17 protein-coding genes and 1 other RNA gene are annotated in these 16,793 nt (G+C 45.8%); 7 read left to right on the top strand and 11 right to left on the bottom strand.

The features are described 5' to 3' along the window. Positions 1 to 27 precede the first annotated feature (27 nt). Genes NWF01_09845 through NWF01_09825 form a run of 5 tightly spaced genes read left to right on the top strand, consistent with a single transcriptional unit; the run spans position 28 to position 3,826 of the window. A complete protein-coding gene (locus NWF01_09845) occupies positions 28 to 429 on the top strand; it encodes a hypothetical protein (GenBank protein MCW4025319.1) in 402 nt (133 codons plus the stop codon). Continuing rightward, positions 426 to 677, top strand: a complete 252-nt coding sequence (locus tag NWF01_09840; GenBank protein ID MCW4025318.1) for a hypothetical protein — start codon at positions 426 to 428, stop codon at positions 675 to 677. The genes NWF01_09845 and NWF01_09840 overlap by 4 nt, the downstream gene beginning before the upstream one ends. A 13-nt stretch (positions 678 to 690) precedes the next feature. Beyond that, entirely contained in the window at positions 691 to 1,035 is a 345-nt protein-coding gene (locus NWF01_09835) for a hypothetical protein (protein ID MCW4025317.1), read from the top strand. Next, positions 1,032 to 2,393: a terminase family protein gene (locus NWF01_09830; GenBank protein ID MCW4025316.1), complete on the top strand. Its 1,362-nt coding sequence runs from the start codon at positions 1,032 to 1,034 to the stop codon at positions 2,391 to 2,393. Before NWF01_09835 ends, NWF01_09830 begins: the two co-directional genes overlap by 4 nt. Beyond that, positions 2,321 to 3,826: an ATP-binding cassette domain-containing protein gene (locus NWF01_09825; protein MCW4025315.1), complete on the top strand. Its 1,506-nt coding sequence runs from the start codon at positions 2,321 to 2,323 to the stop codon at positions 3,824 to 3,826. Before NWF01_09830 ends, NWF01_09825 begins: the two co-directional genes overlap by 73 nt. A gap of 33 nt (positions 3,827 to 3,859) precedes the next feature. Here NWF01_09825 and NWF01_09820 read toward each other — a convergent pair whose 3' ends face one another. The 8 genes from NWF01_09820 to NWF01_09785 all read right to left on the bottom strand — a co-directional run bounded on the left by NWF01_09820 (position 3,860) and on the right by NWF01_09785 (position 12,224). Next, positions 3,860 to 5,254 (bottom strand): carboxypeptidase-like regulatory domain-containing protein, encoded by a 1,395-nt coding sequence (locus NWF01_09820; GenBank protein MCW4025314.1) that lies wholly within the window; start codon positions 5,252 to 5,254, stop codon positions 3,860 to 3,862. Positions 5,255 to 5,340: 86 nt separating this feature from the next. After that, positions 5,341 to 5,656: signal recognition particle sRNA (gene ffs, locus NWF01_09815), an RNA gene on the bottom strand. A 351-nt stretch (positions 5,657 to 6,007) separates the two neighbouring features. Continuing rightward, the gene (gene trpA, locus NWF01_09810) at positions 6,008 to 6,823 is read right to left on the bottom strand and encodes a tryptophan synthase subunit alpha (GenBank protein MCW4025313.1); all 816 of its coding nucleotides are present in this window, start codon (positions 6,821 to 6,823) and stop codon (positions 6,008 to 6,010) included. Beyond that, the gene (trpB, locus tag NWF01_09805) at positions 6,820 to 7,995 is read right to left on the bottom strand and encodes a tryptophan synthase subunit beta (GenBank protein MCW4025312.1); all 1,176 of its coding nucleotides are present in this window, start codon (positions 7,993 to 7,995) and stop codon (positions 6,820 to 6,822) included. Before trpB ends, trpA begins: the two co-directional genes overlap by 4 nt. Before the next feature lie 17 nt (positions 7,996 to 8,012). Continuing rightward, positions 8,013 to 8,786 (bottom strand): indole-3-glycerol-phosphate synthase, encoded by a 774-nt coding sequence (locus NWF01_09800; GenBank protein ID MCW4025311.1) that lies wholly within the window; start codon positions 8,784 to 8,786, stop codon positions 8,013 to 8,015. Further along, on the bottom strand, positions 8,779 to 9,831 hold the full coding sequence (trpD, locus tag NWF01_09795) for an anthranilate phosphoribosyltransferase (protein ID MCW4025310.1): 1,053 nt from the start codon (positions 9,829 to 9,831) through the stop codon (positions 8,779 to 8,781). The genes NWF01_09800 and trpD overlap by 8 nt, the downstream gene beginning before the upstream one ends. After that, positions 9,828 to 11,735: an anthranilate synthase component I gene (gene trpE / locus NWF01_09790; protein ID MCW4025309.1), complete on the bottom strand. Its 1,908-nt coding sequence runs from the start codon at positions 11,733 to 11,735 to the stop codon at positions 9,828 to 9,830. The genes trpD and trpE overlap by 4 nt, the downstream gene beginning before the upstream one ends. Before the next feature lie 144 nt (positions 11,736 to 11,879). Next, a complete protein-coding gene (locus NWF01_09785; protein MCW4025308.1) occupies positions 11,880 to 12,224 on the bottom strand; it encodes a divalent-cation tolerance protein CutA in 345 nt (114 codons plus the stop codon). A gap of 121 nt (positions 12,225 to 12,345) precedes the next feature. Here NWF01_09785 and NWF01_09780 point away from each other — a divergent pair, with 121 nt between their 5' ends. Together NWF01_09780 and NWF01_09775 are read left to right on the top strand one after the other, a co-directional pair. After that, positions 12,346 to 12,840 carry a DUF5752 family protein gene (locus tag NWF01_09780; GenBank protein ID MCW4025307.1) on the top strand — a complete coding sequence of 165 codons (495 nt, stop codon included), beginning with the start codon at positions 12,346 to 12,348 and terminating at the stop codon, positions 12,838 to 12,840. A 278-nt stretch (positions 12,841 to 13,118) separates the two neighbouring features. Next, positions 13,119 to 14,027 (top strand): tRNA (adenine-N1)-methyltransferase, encoded by a 909-nt coding sequence (locus NWF01_09775; GenBank protein MCW4025306.1) that lies wholly within the window; start codon positions 13,119 to 13,121, stop codon positions 14,025 to 14,027. Here NWF01_09775 and NWF01_09770 read toward each other — a convergent pair. The 3 genes from NWF01_09770 to NWF01_09760 form a co-directional block, all read right to left on the bottom strand. After that, positions 14,024 to 15,637, bottom strand: coding sequence for a B12-binding domain-containing radical SAM protein (locus NWF01_09770; protein MCW4025305.1), 1,614 nt, complete (start codon positions 15,635 to 15,637; stop codon positions 14,024 to 14,026). The two genes, NWF01_09775 and NWF01_09770, sit on opposite strands and share 4 nt — an antisense overlap. Positions 15,638 to 15,859: 222 nt before the next feature. Next, positions 15,860 to 16,213 (bottom strand): 4Fe-4S binding protein, encoded by a 354-nt coding sequence (locus NWF01_09765; protein ID MCW4025304.1) that lies wholly within the window; start codon positions 16,211 to 16,213, stop codon positions 15,860 to 15,862. Positions 16,214 to 16,288: 75 nt separating this feature from the next. Next, entirely contained in the window at positions 16,289 to 16,777 is a 489-nt protein-coding gene (locus NWF01_09760; GenBank protein ID MCW4025303.1) for a hypothetical protein, read from the bottom strand. Positions 16,778 to 16,793: the final 16 nt, after the last annotated feature.

Raw genomic sequence — 16,793 nt, 5'->3', positions numbered from 1 at the left:
TCTTGGTTGAGGAGGAAGAGAAGGACATTGAAAGAAATAACCAACCAAATCAAAAACCTACAAGCAGGCGACCTAGTCTGCATCGAGTGGTGTGACGCAAGCATCGGCAAAAGCCTAAGCAACGGCGCAGCGGGCATTGATGTTCCCGTCAAGTCGTGGGGCGTTTTTATCGGCATTATGGGGAAGCGGCGTGAGCATGTGATTTTGGCGCAGAACGCTTTCCGCTACACCGACGGACTCTACGACATCGATTACACGGCGATTCCGTTGCCTTGGGCAACCAGCGGCACCCTAATCCAAAACAGCCACGTCCAAGCCGATGAAGCACAGGTACTACTGCACAGTTTCACGCTCAACGAAAAAGCCAAAAGCGACAAATCCACCAGCAACCGAGGCAGATGCCACCAGCAAAGGGTGAGAATCCATTGACGGATTGGGTAAAAAAAGCATTAACACGGCGAATCAGCGACAAAACCGCCCTGCAAGAGCAACTCACACTGGAGCCTGATGAGCGACTGGTGCTTGGGACGAAATTTGCGATTGCGTTCACGTTTTGTCTCTCGGCAGTGGAGATTGCGAATTTGGCGGTTACAGGATGCTGGAATAGTGAGGTTTTTGCGGGCATTACGGGTATGGCGGGTACGGTTATGGGGATTTTGATTTCCCAAAAGGCTTAGGAGACGGACATATTTGGAGCCTAATAGCCAACCTATGCAGAAAACCTATAGGAGGGGTCGAGGGCAGCCTAAACGGTTTATTCAACGAAAAATATCCAATTTGGCTGAAAAATTTGATGGCGACACCCAAACTATTCGCAGCCAACTTATCTTGGAGCTCAGAAGCCTTTTAGAAATAGCAACAGAACAGGCGCGCTCTACAGGCGGTAACAAGGCAGTAGAACGTCAAAATTGGATAAAACTTGCAACATACATTAGCCAAGTAATCAATGGCATTAGCAAGACTTATGATGTCACGCAAATCAAGGATGAACTTGAAACGCTCAAAAAAGCCATTGCGGAAATGGATAAAAAATGACCCTATCGCAGCTGGAGCGCGACATAAACAGGGCAAAGATGGATTTTGAGGACAAAAAACAAAAACTCAACCTCCCCAAAGACCCCATCATTTTCTGCCAGCAAACTCTGGGCTTCACACCCACAGTCTACCAAACCGAACTCATCCACCAATTCCAAAGCAGCCAATTCACCGCCGCACGATGGGCACGCCAAACAGGCAAAAGCCACACCATCAGCGCCCTCCTACTCCACTATGCATTATCTAACCCCAACAGCAACATCGGCATCGTCGGCCCAAGCTGGCGACAAACCAAACTCATAATCAAACACATCAACAATTTCCTACAAAAACTCCCCAAAACCGCCTACAAAAAACCCCAAAGAACCAGCGTCACCCTCACCAACGGCAGCAGCATCGAAGCATACCCAAACAACCCCGAAACCATCCGAGGACCCAAACTCCACATCGTCTACGCCGACGAATTTAACTTCATCCCAAACGATGAAGAACTCTACGATGCAATGCTTTTCACGCTGGGAACCACCAACGGCAAATTCGTCTGCACCAGCACGCCCTGGCGAACCGACAGCATCTTCTATAAAATCTTCCACAACCAAGCATACGCAGATTACGCCAAATCCCACATAACATGGCAAGAAGCCCTCGAACCCAACGGACCCCTAAAACAGCAAATCCTCACACGCATAAAACGACAACTCGAAGGCGACCCCTGCCGATGGCAACGCGAAATGCAAGCCGACTGGGCAGAAAACCAAAACAGCTGGCTCACACAAGCCCAAATCACCCCATGCATCAACCACCAACTCGAATACGTCGGATTTGACACAAAAGCCAAAGGCAACTTTTACGCAGGAATAGACCTTGGCAAACACCAAGACCCAAGCGTAATGGCAATCGTGAAAGTTGAGCAACAAAAAATCAGCCTCATCCACATGCGCCGCTTCCCCCTGGAGACACCGTACGCCAGCGTTATTGGTTACGTGAAAACCATCAGTGACCGCTGGCAATATATCCATAAAATCCTCGTCGACAGCAGCGGCGTAGGAGACTACATCACCGAGGACATGACCAACACAGGCCTAAACAACATTGAGGGCGTCACATTTACGGTGCAGTCCAAGCAGGAAATGGCACAGCACCTAAAACAGGCAGTCACAGAAAAACGCCTCCTAATACCCTACGATAGCAGCCTAATTGCAGAGTTAAACCTTGAAACCTACGAGTTATCCAAAGACGGGCGACTCCTTCTTTCCCATCCGCAGGGACCGCATGATGACCGCTTTTGGGCACTCGCGCTGGCAGCCTACGCGACCAGGACGGTGCCTTCGCCAAAGTTTTGGGTGATACAAAAATGACAAGACGCAGACCCGAGCAGTTTTGCATCAACAGGCTAAAACGCACCTACAACCGCCAAACAGGCACCTTCAACATCAACATCAGCTACCAAACAGCACCAGCCACCTTAACGGAGCGTTCAAAAGAAGTTGCCGAAGCCTTCGGATTAGGAGTTGACCAAACCCGCCAATTCACCCTCTATGACAACGTTAACATCAAAATCAGCCCAACTGATGTAGTGCTAATCACGGGGGACAGCGGAAGCGGCAAATCCGCACTGCTTAAAGCCATAAAAGCCGATTTAGGCGAGGAAGCTATAGACGCAAAAGATGTTCCAATAAACGCAGAAATCCCAATAATCGAAACCATCGGAGAAAACACCACACAGGCAATTCAAATCCTAAGCCAAGTCGGCTTAAACGATGCCTTCCTATTCCTACGCCCATACCAGCAACTCAGCGATGGGCAAAAGCACCGCTACCAAACCGCTCTGCTTGCTGCTTCGGGTAAGCCGTTTTGGGTTCTTGACGAGTTCACCAGCAGCCTTGACCGCGATACTGCCAAGATTTTAGCGTTTAACATTCAAAAATTGGCCCGAAAAATGGGAAAAGCAGTAATTGCCGCAACAACACATCAGGATATTCTCAAAGATTTTGCGCCAAACGTGCACATTCACAAACGCTACGGCAAAGAAATCACCATCAAATACCACCCACGGGCTAAAACAAAAAAATGCAGCCTAACCCGACAAATGGAAATCACGCAAGGAACAACCGCAGACTACAAAACCCTCAGCCAATTCCATTACCGCGAAACCCGCCTACCCCCACCCAAAAAAATCTTCACCCTAAAACGCAAAGACGAACTCTGCGGAGTCATCGTCTACAGCAACCCGCCTCCGATATGTTTTGGACGCGCCAAAGTCTGGAAAGGCAACATGCAACAACTCAACAAGGAAATCACAACCATCAGCCGCGTTGTAATTCACCCTAAATACCGCAGCATTGGCTTAGGCGAAAAACTTGTTGCAGAAACGCTGTCTCTTGTGGGAACCAATGTTGAAACCGTTGCGGTCATGGCAAAATACAACCCCTTCTTTGAGAACGCGGGCATGAGGAAAATTACGGAAAGCCAACCCAGCAAACACGTAACAGCGGCGCTTGAGAAACTGGAAAAACTCGGCTTTGACACAGCATTGCTTTCGGCAACAAGCATTTCGGAGCGGAAAATGGAGCAGGTAGGTGCGGAAGCGGTTAAGACGGTTTTGTTGGAGCTTTCTCAGAAGGATGCGGGTGTGCGCAGAAGGTTAGTTAACATAAAAAATGTCTATCCACGGCATCCAGAATTCGCAGAAAAAATCACTCAACTCAAGCCTTCGGAGCTTGCCATATCTCTAAAAAAACTTGGGTTTATTGCGCAGTCTAAAATCTATCTTTTTTGGTCTGTCCAGTAAGTATATGCTAAAAATTTGTGGATAGGAAAAAGGTTAGTGGTTTTTACGTCTGTTTCTAAGGGCTATGATTCCAAGTAATGCAATTATTATTGTTGTGATTGATGCTGCAATTAGAAGGTTGGTGTCGATTGGTGTTTGTTTTGGGGTTGTTTCTGCGTTTAGGTTTATGGTTACTTGGTGTGTACTGTGGCTGTAGTTGAATGTTACTATCCAGCAGTCGCCTGAATGAGTTACGGTACAATCTATTTGTTGTCCATCCAACGTTACAGTAAAACCAGTGAAGTTAGGCACTAAAGTATCTGCTATGGTGACTCTGGTGTAGCCGTTTGTTCCTGTCTCACCGCTGACAGTAAAGCCTAATTCTGAGGTGCTGCTGTTGAAGTTGAGTCCTGTAACAGTGCTGTTGGATTCTACAAAGAAAACTTTCTGTTCTTGATAGGGCAGAAAACTCAGAGTCATGCTATCGCTTGAGGCACTATAGTTTGTGTCTCCCATATATTGTGTTTTTAGGGTGAATGTGCCTGAAGCTTCGATTATCCATTGAATACTGTATTGTCCTGTTGAATCTGTTTGGGCTGAACCTATATCGTACCATGAGTCGCTGCCTCCAACAGCGTATGATAGGACTACTGTTTTGTCATTTAGCGGGTTTCCGTTTTGGTCAGTTAATGCACCTTTTACTTTGATTGGTGAACCCACCTGATAAGCTGATGCATCTACTTCGATTGTTAATTGTGTGGCTGGTAGATTTGGTTGAGGTGTTGGCGTTGACGTTGGGGCTGGCTGGTTTGTTGGGGTAGGTGTAGTGGTTGCTGCATTTACAGTGATGTTTTTGTAGGTGTCTGCGGAAACAGCAAAGTTGTATTCATAGTGTGCTGGGAAACTGCTTCGGGTAGCCGAATTGGAGCCTGATCCTGGATGTACATCAATGGTATATGTTCCTGCGGGAACGGCAAGGAAATAGTAACCGTCACTTTTTGTAAACCAACCTGACAAGTAGTTGTCTAGCACAACAACTGCTCCAACTATTGGGGCTCCTTGAGTGTCGGTGACGTACCCGTAAACTTTGCAGCCCGTGTTAAGAGTGATGTTTTTTTGAACGTCTGACGTAACCGTGAAGGATCGTTGATCATAATTCATGTAGTTTGAATTGAATGGCGGCCAAACGCTGACATGGTATATGTTTGTAGGCGCAAACATCTCATAGTAACCTGAGCTATCCGAGTAGACGCTCGGGACAATATCGGGAACGTTAAAGATGATGTTTGCTCCTGAGATGCCGTTGCCGTTTGAGTCTAAAATGTAGCCTGAAACTTTGTATCTTGTTTCTGGGGTTGATGTTTGGGCGGAAATGATGCTTAAAGGTAAAAATGAAACTATTATGCTTGAAATTAAAAGAAACATTATCAATGTTTGCAGTTTTTTCATTTAAAACGCCAATAGCTAGAGCATTGAAGTTTGTTTATATATTTTTCCAATATTCCATTGACCGCTATTTACGAAAAAAGCAGTAGCGATGAGTCGCTGCGGTTTGTCGCCTAGACTCCGCCTGAACCACTCAAGTCCTACGCTCGTACCCGTGCCCCCTTGAGCGCGTAACGTCCAAGTTTAGGTTGCTCTCTCCCGAGCCTAGCCGAGTTCGCCTGCTAAACAACAAAACAACTGCCCTACGGAAGTTGCTTGTTGACCGCCAGCCCCAAAGGACGGATAGTCAATGGTTCGGAAATGAAAGCCCAAGCGGCCTTTTGCGCCTCACCCGCAGGTGTCAGCCCGTCATGTAGAGGATTTACGGCTACAATGGACCCCTAACCCACCGCCTAAGACTCATCGCCGCACATAGAAGGTACAAGGGTAAGTTTAAAACTTTCGCAGAACTACGGAAAATCACTGGGGCTTGTTTTGACATTTTTTGGGGAAGCGAAAGGCAAATAGGTACAGCGTTGCATAGTTTTTGTGGTGTTTATTGTGACTTGTTGGAAATGGTTTGGAACCGTTTTAAAAGAAGCTAGTGTGGAAGCTAACGACCAAAATAAGCAGAAAATTGATGATGTTATCCACAAATATATTGGGCAGTAGTCAAGTTATGGGCGTTGCTCGGCGGATTGGAAAAAAGCAAGAAAAGAAATCGTGGGCAATGATGAAATGAAACAGGAGCCTTATAGCTCAACTGAGAACCTTACGTTAAGTCTCTTTTTTGGTTGCCTCTTTTAAGCCGTATGCGGTTTTTTCAAGTTCTTTTAGGGCATTTTCTGGGTCTGCATTGTACTTTTGGATGATATTCACAAACGTACTGCCCACAATCGCTGCATCAGCACCCGCCTTGATCACTTGCTTTACATGTTCGGGTTTGGAGATGCCAAAGCCCACTGCCAAGGCAACCTTGCCCGTGGTCACGGTGGAAACGCGCTGGATTAGTTGCACGGTGGAGTCTGCGAGGCTTGTTTTTTCTCCTGTTACCCCATATCGCGAGACTAAATAGAGAAAGCCGCTTGAGGCATCAACAATTTTGGCTAAGCGGTGCTCATTTGTGGCTGGAGTGGCAAGAAAAATCGTATCAATACCGTATTTGTCAGCGGTTTGTTTGTATTCATAGGCTTCTTCAACAGGTAAATCAGGCACAATCACGCCGTTAACACTGTATTCTTTGGCTTTTGCAAAGAAAGTTTCCAGCCCCATTTTGAAGACGGGGTTATAGTACGTCATAATTACAACTGGCACGTCATGCTTGGTTTTGATTTGTTTGGCGATTTCCAGCACCTTGGGCGGTATTGTTCCGGCATTTAGTGCCCGCACGCTTGCCGCCTGAATGGTGGGTCCATCTGCTATCGGGTCAGAAAAAGGTAGTCCAAGTTCTAAAATGTCTACTCCACCCGCAATTAAGGCGTCAGCGATTTTAGGGGTCGCTTCTGGGGTGGGGTCGCCTGCCATTATGTAGCCGATTAAAACGCCGCTGTTTTGGGTTTTGGCTTTTTGGAAGACTGCTTTTATGGCGTTCATATTTGTTCACCTGTGTATTTTGCTATTGTTTCCACGTCCTTATCGCCTCTGCCCGAGAGATTTACCACGATAGATTGGTCAGGCTTCATCTGTGGAGCAAGCTTCATCGCATACGCGACGGCATGTGAGGATTCCAACGCTGGCAAAATACCCTCCAGCTTGCAAAGCGTCAAAAACGCATTCACGGTTTCCTTATCGGTTGCGTAGGTGTAGTTGGCGCGTTTGGAAATTTTTAGAAATGAATGCTCTGGTCCAACGCCAGGGTAATCTAAGCCTGCTGAAATGCTATGTGTGGGGCTGATTTGTCCATACTCGTCTTGGAGTACGTATGTGTACATGCCGTGAAGTATGCCTTCGCTGCCTGCGGCTAAAGTGGCTGAGTGTTTGCCTGATTCTACGCCTTCGCCTGCTGCTTCAACCCCATATAGCGCCACTTCTGGGTCGTCTTCAAAGGGATAAAAAGTGCCCAAAGCGTTGCTTCCACCCCCAACGCAAGCCACTAAGGCATCAGGTAAGCCTCCTGTTTTCTGTTTGAACTGCTGCTTAATTTCTTTACCAATAACGCTTTGGAAATCGCGTACCATCATGGGGTATGGATGGGGTCCCATGGTTGAGCCAATAAGGTAATAGGTGGACTGCAGGTTGGTTACCCAATCACGGAAAGCCTCATTGATGCTATCTTTGAGGGTTTTAGTGCCTGAATCAACAGGGTGAACCTGTGCGTTGAGGAGTTTCATGCGGAAAACGTTTAGGCGTTGGCGTTCGCAGTCTTCAGTGCCCATAAACACTTCTGCTTTTAATCCTAATGCAGCACAGGCTATTGCTGTGGCGACTCCGTGTTGTCCCGCACCTGTTTCGGCTATCACTCGGGTTTTGCCCATGCGTTTAGCCAGCAGTGACTGTCCAAGGGTGTTGTTGATTTTGTGTGCGCCACCGTGTGCGAGGTCTTCGCGTTTGAGGTAGATTTTGGCGCCTCCAAGTTTTTCGGTTAGGTTTTTAGCGTAGTATATGGGTGTGGGTCGTCCGACAAACTCTGCAAGGTAGTAGTCGAGTTCTTTTTGGAAGGTGGGGTCTTTTTTTGCTGTTTCGTAGGCTTCTTCAAGCTGGTTGATAGCTTCCATTAGGATTTCTGGAACAAAACGTCCACCATATTTGCCATATTTCCCATCTATGGGGTAATTACTTAGGTTCATGCTTCTACAAACTCCCTAATTTTCGATTCAATATCTTCTGTTAACATGATGCTGGAGCCAATCAGGAACGCATCCGCGCCGCAGCTACGGATGAACTGCAAGTCAGCAGGGGTTTTTATGCCGCTCTCGCTTACAACTGTTTTGTAATATTTGCCTTTTTTTAGGATTTGCTGAGTAGTGGTTAAGTCAATTTTTAAGGTGGAAAGGTCTCGATTGTTTATACCCACTAAGTCTGCCTCGGTTTTTACTGCGCGATTGAACTCTTCTTGGTTGTGAGCTTCCAGCAAAACCTCCAAACCCAACTCATGAGCCAACGCTATCATATTCTCCAGCGTTTTTTCTCCATAACCCCTTTCAAAGACTCCCATAATCAAAAGAGCCGCATTCGCGCCTATTTTTACTGCTGTTTCCAGCTGAACGGGACTAATGATTATGTCTTTCATGAGTATTGGCAAATTTGCGGCTTCTCTGGCTTGGAGGAGCGTGTTTAGGGAGCCATTGAAGTGTTTGGGTTCAGTTAAAACTGAAATGCCCACCGCACCAGCTTGTTGCATTGTTTTCGCAACTTCTTTGGGATTAATTTCTGTTCTGATAGTTCCAAGTGAGGGGGATGCTGATTTAATTTCGGTGATAACAGCGTTGCCGCTACATTGCTGGATTGCTTGTTTTAGGCTGAGGGGTTTTTGTTGTGCCGTCAGAGCGGTTTGGTAGTACCCGCTTGTAACTGTTTTTTTGGCATCCAACGCCAAAGTGTCCATGAAATCACTCATCAGACTTCAGCTCCTCAAGTTTGCCCAAATCGCCACCCGACGCCTTAACCAGCCCTTCCAGTTTGGCGTATGCCGCTCCACTCTGGATGGATTCTCGAGCGAGTTCAATGCCTTCTGTGAATGTCTCTGCTAATCCGCCAATAACTATTCCAGCGGCACTGTTGACTAAAACAAAGTCTGCCTTTGCATCTTTGAGGGTGCCCGTTAGGATTTGGTGGATTATTTTGGTGTTGTCCTCTGGATTTGATAGTTGTAGGTCAGTTACTTTGGCTTTTTTTACTCCAAAGGTGCTGGCTGAAACAATTTTTTCCACGACCTGTCCATCTTTTAGGTGCGCAATGCTGGTTGCTCCAACAGTTGAAATCTCCTCCAACCCGCTAAGTCCATGCACAACCATAGCTTCTTGCATTCCCAACTTGCCAAGTGCGGTTGCGATTTGGGAAACCATTTTTGGGTCATAAACACCCATTAGTTGCGCGTTGGCGCTTGCAGGATTAGTTAATGGTCCCAGCATGTTAAAGATTGTTCGGATGCCGATTTCCCGTCGGGGTTCAGCAGCGTACTTCATGGCTGGATGAAAAATTGGAGCAAACATAAAACCTACACCTACAGTTTCAATAGCATGTTCCACTACCTGCGGGGTCATGTTGAGGTTTAATCCAAGCTTTTCCAGCACATCTGCGCTTCCACTATTGCTGGATACTGCCCTGTTGCCATGTTTAGCCACTGGGATTCCCGCGCCTGCAATCACAAATGCTGTTATGGTGCTGACGTTGAAGGTTCTGATTTTGTCGCCGCCAGTTCCGCATGTGTCAACTAAGCGTCCCTGCACTTTGGGATGAATTTTTATGCAGTTTTCTTTCATAACAGATGCAAAAGTGGTGATTTCCTCTACTGATTCGCCTTTGATTCGTAGTGCAGTAATGAAAGCAGCGGTTTGTGCGTTTGTGGCTTTACCTGTCATAACCTCATTCATTATCTGGTGGGCTTCAATAGGACTTAGGTCTGAGCCGTTGACGAGTTTTTGAATGCCTTCCCGAATCATGGCAGTTTACCTTCTAAGAAGTTTTTGATTATCTGTTTCCCGCCTGGACAAAGGATGGATTCAGGATGAAACTGCACACCATAAATCGGGTACTCTCGATGCCGCACGCCCATGATTTCGCCATCATCAACTGCTTCTGCAGTGATTTGGATACAGTCTGGAATGGTGCATCGTTCACCCGCAAGTGAATGATACCTTGTCGCAGTAAATGGGTTGGTTACATTGGTGAATATGCCTTTTTGGTCATGCTTAATTTGGCAGGTTTTACCGTGCATGAGCTTTTTTGCGGAGATGATTTTGCCACCATAAGCGTGAATTATGCCCTGATGTCCAAGACAGACGCCTAATGTGGGAATTTTTTTGCTCATGCCCTGTAAGATTTGGGTGCAAACGCCAAAGTAGCGGGTGTCTTCGGGGTTTCCTGGTCCAGGAGAAATTACGATGCGGTCGGGTTGCAGTTTGGTTAACTGTTCAATGTTGATTTGGTCGTTTCGGTACACTATGGTTTCTGCGCCTAACTCGCCAATATATTGCACCAAGTTGTAGACAAAGGAGTCATAGTTGTCGATTATTAGGACTTTGAGTTTTCTTTTTTCAGCCGCAAGTGGCAAGGCTTTTAGCAGTGCCTGTGCTTTATGCTCGGTTTCTAACCATTCCATCTGCGGCACTGAATCCGCCACAATCCCTGCTCCAGCTTGAACATACGCGTGTTCACCCTTAGCAAAGAGTGTTCGGATTGAAATGGCAAAGTCTGCGTTGCCGTTGTAGGAGAAGTAGCCAACTGCACCAGCGTATGGTCCACGGCTACATGGTTCAAGTTCGTCGATGATTTGCATGGCTCGGACTTTGGGTGCTCCAGACACGGTTCCTGCAGGAAACACCGCTTGCAGGGCGTCAAAGCTTTCTAAATTATCCTGTAACTCGCCAACTACTTGAGAAACAATATGCTGCACATGGCTGTACTGGTGAACCTTCATGAACTCAGGCACAGTTATGCTTCCAAACTTGCTGATTCTACCTAAATCGTTTCGCGCTAAATCCACCAGCATCACATGCTCAGCACATTCTTTGGGGTCAGCAAGTAACTCCTCAGCTAATCGCTCTGTTTCTTTGGGTGTTTGGTCGATGGGTCGGGTGCCTGCGATTGGGAAGGTTTCCACGTTGCGGTTGTCTACGCGGATGAGCATTTCGGGGCTGGAACCTACGATTTGGCGCTCGCCGAATTTGAGGTGGTACATGTAGGGTGAAGGGTTGATGCCTCGGAGGGCTTGGTAAAACGCGGTTAGGTCACCTTTTAGTTGGAACTGGAACTGCTTGGAGAGAACCACTTGGAAAATGTCGCCGCGTGAGATGTATTCTTTGGCTTTTTCTACGGCTTGCTCAAAATGCTCTTTTGACTGGTTAACTTTGGGTTCGGTAAATGTGAGGGGTTCAATGTTGGAGGTTTTTTTGAGGAGTGTTTCAACTTCGCTGAGCCTGTTTTCGTCATAGTAATAGTAGAAGGTTTGGTTTTGGATGTGGTCAAACACTAATCCATCATCAAAAATTCCCATCTCTAAATCAGGAAAACCAAAATCAGCAGCCTTAGAATTTTTAGGTAAATTCTCAAAATACCTAATCATATCATAAGAAATGTAGCCAACCGCTCCACCAATAAAACGGAAGTCCCTGCTTGGGGTTTGGTGGGTTTTGAGGTGTTTTTGCAAGATTTTTAGGGGGTTTTGGGTTTTTTGTTGAGTGGTTTTTTTGGTTTTGTGGTTTGTGGTGGTGGCTTGCCCGTTTTTTGCTGTGATGGTTAGGTGAGGGTTAAAGCCGATAAATGAGTATTGGGCGATTTTTTGTGGTCCTTGGATGGATTCGAGAAGGTATGCTGTGTGGGTGTGTTTTTGGATTTGGGTGAAAATTTCAGTTGGCGGTTTTTTAAGGTTAATTTTTATGATTTTTGGAGTGTTAGCTGGAACTGGTTGGGTTGGTATTTTTTTGTTTGCGCCAAAGGTGATCCCTCATTGTGTTTTCCTCTAGTTTGCAAACATACGACAGTACACTATTTAAGGCTTATCTGTACAAAAGCGTACATTACTGCTTAGTGTATCAAATATCCACGCCAAATAATCCGCAGAACCCGCCAAAACAGGCAACGCCAACACCTCAGGCACCTCATAACTATGCAACAACTTAACCTGCTCAACTACTCTCTCAAAAAGTTCCTGACGTGACTTCATAATCACCAAACACTCCTCTGAACACTCAATTTTTTGATTCCACCAGTAACGACTACTAACCGCGGTGATGTTTGCACAGGCAATCAGGCGTTGCTCAAGAAGCGTGTTTGCGATTTTTTCTGCTTCTGTCTTGTTTTGGGTAGTTGTTAGAATGATAACTGCTTTGTCCATAGGTTTCGCCAAGTTTATTGTGGTTTTAGCATGTTTTTAAGGTTGCTTTTACAGTTTGATGCTAGTAAAACACTTAAACGGGAAAGCAATAATACTTCTTGGAAATTCTAAGGTGAGTGCCGTGAAAGAGGAACAATTCAAAATTTTAAAAACCATGACCCAAGCAACAAGCAAAATGGATTTGCATGTGCTATCAGAAACCGTGAACTTGACGCCAAACCAAACCATTGCTGAAGTGCAAGCATTAGCCGATGAAGGTTTTATGGCTAGAGTTGGTCATGGATACGGCGTAACCGAAAAAGGAAAAAATGCTCTAAAAGCACATCTTCCAGTTCCAGACGAAAACATTTTTGTTTTCTACAACAGCCTTAGTCAACCCACAGGATTTAGCGCCCAAACCATAATCGAATTCCACAATAATATCCAGCAAGTCAACGCTGAATCCCTCGAGTTTCATTTGAACCGCCAAGATTTTGAAAATTGGCTACGAGACGTGGTAAAAGATGCTGAGTTGGCTGAGGAGCTTGAAAAAATCAGGTTTGCAGGCTTAAAGGGCGAGCAATTAAGGGTCAAACTGCTAAAGGCTCTTTCCATAAAATACTCCATAGAACCATAGCAGCTTTTTTTGTTTGTTGCTTTGGTAGTCTATCACTTATTTTAAGAATCCAGTTTTTGGTTGGAAAATCAGCCATACCGACCTCCCCTCTATAGTTTCTGCATTGTATTTCTAATAGGCTCCAAATAGAGCCTTGACCTCTCCCTATCGTTTCTGCAAGGGTTGGCTATTAGGCTCCAATAGACTGCTGAGCGGGTATAATAGGGGGTAAAACGGGCTGTTTGTTTTCAAAGCTTAAATGGCACTATCGCTATTTTCACCTTCAAGAGGAACAAGATTTGACCAGGACCATCTCCGAAGGCGACAACGTGCTAGTTTACCTTGACGCCCGAAGAACCTACATGATAAAAGTGAAATCCGGCGAAACCTTCCACACCCACAAAGGCTACATAAAACTGTCTGAGCTCATCGGCAAACCCTACGGGGAACCACTAAAAAGCAGCCTAGGCATCACATTCACCACGCTGGATCCTCAACTCACAGATTACATCATGAAATCCAGCCGCAACACCCAAATCATCTACCCCAAAGACGCTGCACTTATCGTCATGTTTAGCGGGATTGGACCAGGTAGCCGCGTTGTAGAGTCAGGCACAGGAACTGGTTCTCTAACTACGGCGTTGGCTCATTATGTTGGGGAAACTGGGCAAGTTACTACGTATGAGTTGCGTCCAGAGTTTCAGAAAAACGCGATTAAAAACCTTCAGCGCTCCAAACTTGCTGACCGTGTAGAGTTCAAGCAAGGCGACATTGTGGCTACAGGTATTGAGGAGCGGGATGTGGACGCGGTGGTTTTGGATTTGGCGGTTCCATGGCTGGTTGTTCCTCACGCTTATGAAGCGCTCAAGCCGTCTGGTACGCTTGTGAGTTTTAGTCCAACCATTGACCAAGTTGTGAAAACCACGGAGGCTATGCGTGAGAACAATTTTGTGTTTATAGAAACTGTGGAATGCTTGATGCGTACTATGCAGGTTGAACGTGGCAAAACCCGCCCCAACACCATGATGACTGGGCACACTGGTTACATTACGCACGCCCGAAAAATCCTTAAAATGCCCGTAGCTGAATCCCAACAGGAGGGTATTCGCGATATTGAGCCTGAGCTTTTGCCAGAGACACCGCTGGAAGAGTTTATTGGGGAAAATGTGGGAGTCAGCGAAGAAGAATCCGCTGCTACGTCCGTTTAAATTTTATTTTCTTTCTCTTTTTGCATCAGCACGCCAGTTGGTGCGCTAAGCGTCCAGAATGCCTGTTTTAGTTGTTCGCCACGGGTCCTGCCATAGTATAATCCCATAACTTTTCCAAACGCTGGAATCAATGCTTGGTCAACGGCTTTGTAGATAGCGGGGTTTTTGATGCGGTTTTCTAAGAAGGTTGGTTTCCAGATTTTAATGTTGTATTCCCAGCATTTGATAAAGAAGTCCCAGCGGGCTTTACTAAGGGAGTCCATGCCTGCACCTTTCTTATTCATTAGAACACAGTTTTCTAGTGGAACAAAGAAGAGGGGCACGTAGAAGGCGTTGTAACCTTTGAGTTTATCCATGAGTTCAAGTGTCTGGAGCATATCTTCTTCTTTTTCATCAGGCAAACCAATAATTAGAGTTGCCAAGGGGTACCAATCGTTATCGTTTAGAATACCACACGCCTCTGTGACCACTTCCTGCCACTGTGAAGGCTTATACGGCAACATTTTACCCGCCATGTACTTCTCCATGAGGCGTGGACTACCCGTTTCGATACCTGTTTCCGCAGTAATAATATTCTTTTTATTTAGGCTAAACCAGCTTTTATCTATCCACGCTTCAGCAATTTCTTTAACCATCACGGGGTCCTTGACAACAGGTGCCAGTGACATGTGAGAAACTTGAATGCTGTTCACGCCAGGATAATTGGCGACGCTTCTTGCAAGCTCAACCACGGCTTCCCTGTTTGGTACAAACGTTTTGTCGTGAGTGCCATACAAAAACAGGTCTTCAGTGATTAATGTAACATGGTCGCTTCCCTCATTAACGGTTAGAGCGACTTCATCCATGATTTTCTCCAAGGGTACATCAATTTTGCTTTGCATTGTTGGAGTGCAGAATTGGCAGTTTCTGCCGCAGCCTTTGCTGATTTCTACTTCACCATGAATACCTGCATGCTTAACTTTGGGCATGGTTTCGTTATAATTCCAAGTAGCTAAGGATTCGTCAGCTTTGACTATATGGGACAGTTTTTCGCCGTTGACAGCTTTTTTGAATGCTTCAACTATGGGTTGGGGTTTGCCGCCTAAAATAACCGTGTTTACGCCGTAGATTTCAGATACTCCTTTGCGTTCAAGTTGCCATGCGCCAAATCCGCCTACGATAATTGTGGGTTTGTACTTTTTGATGGCTGGATGCATAACGAGTTTGTAGAATTCGATGGCGTTCATGGGTTCGCCACCGCCGATAATGTTTGAGTAGGTTTTGCTTACGTACCCCATGCCGGTTGGGTCCATGGAGGATATGCCGAGGACTTTGGTTTCTGGTCCTACAAAAGCTTCAAGGTCTTCGGGGTGAACCACAGCAACCTCGTTTTCGGTAAAGCCTGCTTCTAGAAGCATTGCTTCAACTTTTCGTAGCCCGTAGGGTGCATATACGGCTCTGCCGTTTGTTCTGCGTTCTACTGGTGGGTAAAGGGTTTTTCGTACAAAGCCTAGGGGGATGGGTCCTTTGCCGAATCCTCCTGAAAAGGCAATGAATGGATTATTGAAAAAGTCGCTCATTTCTGTAGCTGACGCGGTGAGCACAATTTTTACGCCTAAGGGTGAAGCCACATTCTCTCTTCCTGTAATAAAGATAGAATGTGCAGGCTAAGCCTTTTAAAAATTGCTGTCTAAGTTGACAATCGTTTAAATGAAAAACCCGCAATCAAGATTCCGTTCTAACAAGTTTGATAATTAACAGCATTTTAAAACAGATGTTTTGCACCTGCCACTGAACAATTAGGACTCCAAACAGTACTCAAATAAAAAATCAACAGAAGCCAACCTTACTAATCATGTTCCTTTATTTTGATGCTGGGGTTTTAGTTTTAGGCTGGATTTGTCAAGGGCTGCCAACTCAAAAACCTCTGTTCGTTTGATGGCTTTTTTTGGGCAAATCTCCGCACAGTGATAACAAAAAATACAGCGGTCCAGCAGAATTGTGGGGCGCTTTTTGCCTTCGATTTCACCCATAATGATGGCTTGCGCGGGGCACTCTCTACTGCAAATTCCACAGCCACTGCATGTATCATAATCTAAGCTGGGTTCACCTCTGAAACCCTCGGCGACTTTGGCTTTTTCGTAGGGGTATTTGATTGTTGCGGGTTTTTTTAGAATGTTTTTTGCTGCTTTTTTTAGCATGCTCATGCGTTGTCGTCTCTTAGATTGTTTTGCTTGTATTTACTGTTGCTGGTTTTTCAATTTGTTATCAAGAAAGTTTGATTATATGCTGATGTTTCGCAGATACTTATTCCAAAGATAAGCCGCTGCGTAACCCGCAACTGCCCCTGTAACTGGACCCATAAACAAAACCATTCCTGTTAACATTGGGCTTGCTTCAATAAACAGTCCGATGTAACCAACATTTTTAATCCACGGAATAATCTGAGGAACAAGTGCAAAAGAGGAGTAACTTACCACGGCAATCAACATTGTGCTTATCGCCATTGCCAAAATTAACCGATTACGATTCACGCCCTCTTGAGAGCCACGAATTTGGAAAGCAAACAGGGACACATCTACAAACAAGCCAAATAAAAACGTGAACAAAAACGTGAATAATCCTAGTGCTGGGCTTAAAATTGCGGTGAGTAAGCCGCCTACTGCGCCTACGTAGCTGGCGCCGCCTTTGTTGATGAAAAGTCCGCTAAGTGCTAAGAGTACGGCTTCGACTACGATTAGGAGGTAGCTTATGGGTGGGGGGAGGAACACGTTTATTGTGAAGATT

Source organism: Candidatus Bathyarchaeota archaeon (assembly GCA_026014585.1).
Lineage (GTDB): Archaea > Thermoproteota > Bathyarchaeia > Bathyarchaeales > Bathycorpusculaceae > Bathycorpusculum.
The sequence above is the reverse complement of the archived record's forward strand: the minus strand, read 5'-3'. Positions and strand labels throughout refer to the sequence as shown.

What these genes read in the sequence shown, in the direction of transcription:
- NWF01_09830 (MCW4025316.1), top strand. Translation starts at nt 1,032, where the DNA reads ATGACCCTATCGCAGCTGGAGCGCGACATAAACAGGGCAAAGATGGAT.
- NWF01_09820 (MCW4025314.1), bottom strand. Translation starts at nt 5,254, where the DNA reads ATGAAAAAACTGCAAACATTGATAATGTTTCTTTTAATTTCAAGCATA.
- trpA (MCW4025313.1), bottom strand. Translation starts at nt 6,823, where the DNA reads ATGAACGCCATAAAAGCAGTCTTCCAAAAAGCCAAAACCCAAAACAGC.
- NWF01_09800 (MCW4025311.1), bottom strand. Translation starts at nt 8,786, where the DNA reads ATGAGTGATTTCATGGACACTTTGGCGTTGGATGCCAAAAAAACAGTT.
- trpD (MCW4025310.1), bottom strand. Translation starts at nt 9,831, where the DNA reads ATGATTCGGGAAGGCATTCAAAAACTCGTCAACGGCTCAGACCTAAGT.
- NWF01_09785 (MCW4025308.1), bottom strand. Translation starts at nt 12,224, where the DNA reads ATGGACAAAGCAGTTATCATTCTAACAACTACCCAAAACAAGACAGAA.
- NWF01_09765 (MCW4025304.1), bottom strand. Translation starts at nt 16,213, where the DNA reads ATGAGCATGCTAAAAAAAGCAGCAAAAAACATTCTAAAAAAACCCGCA.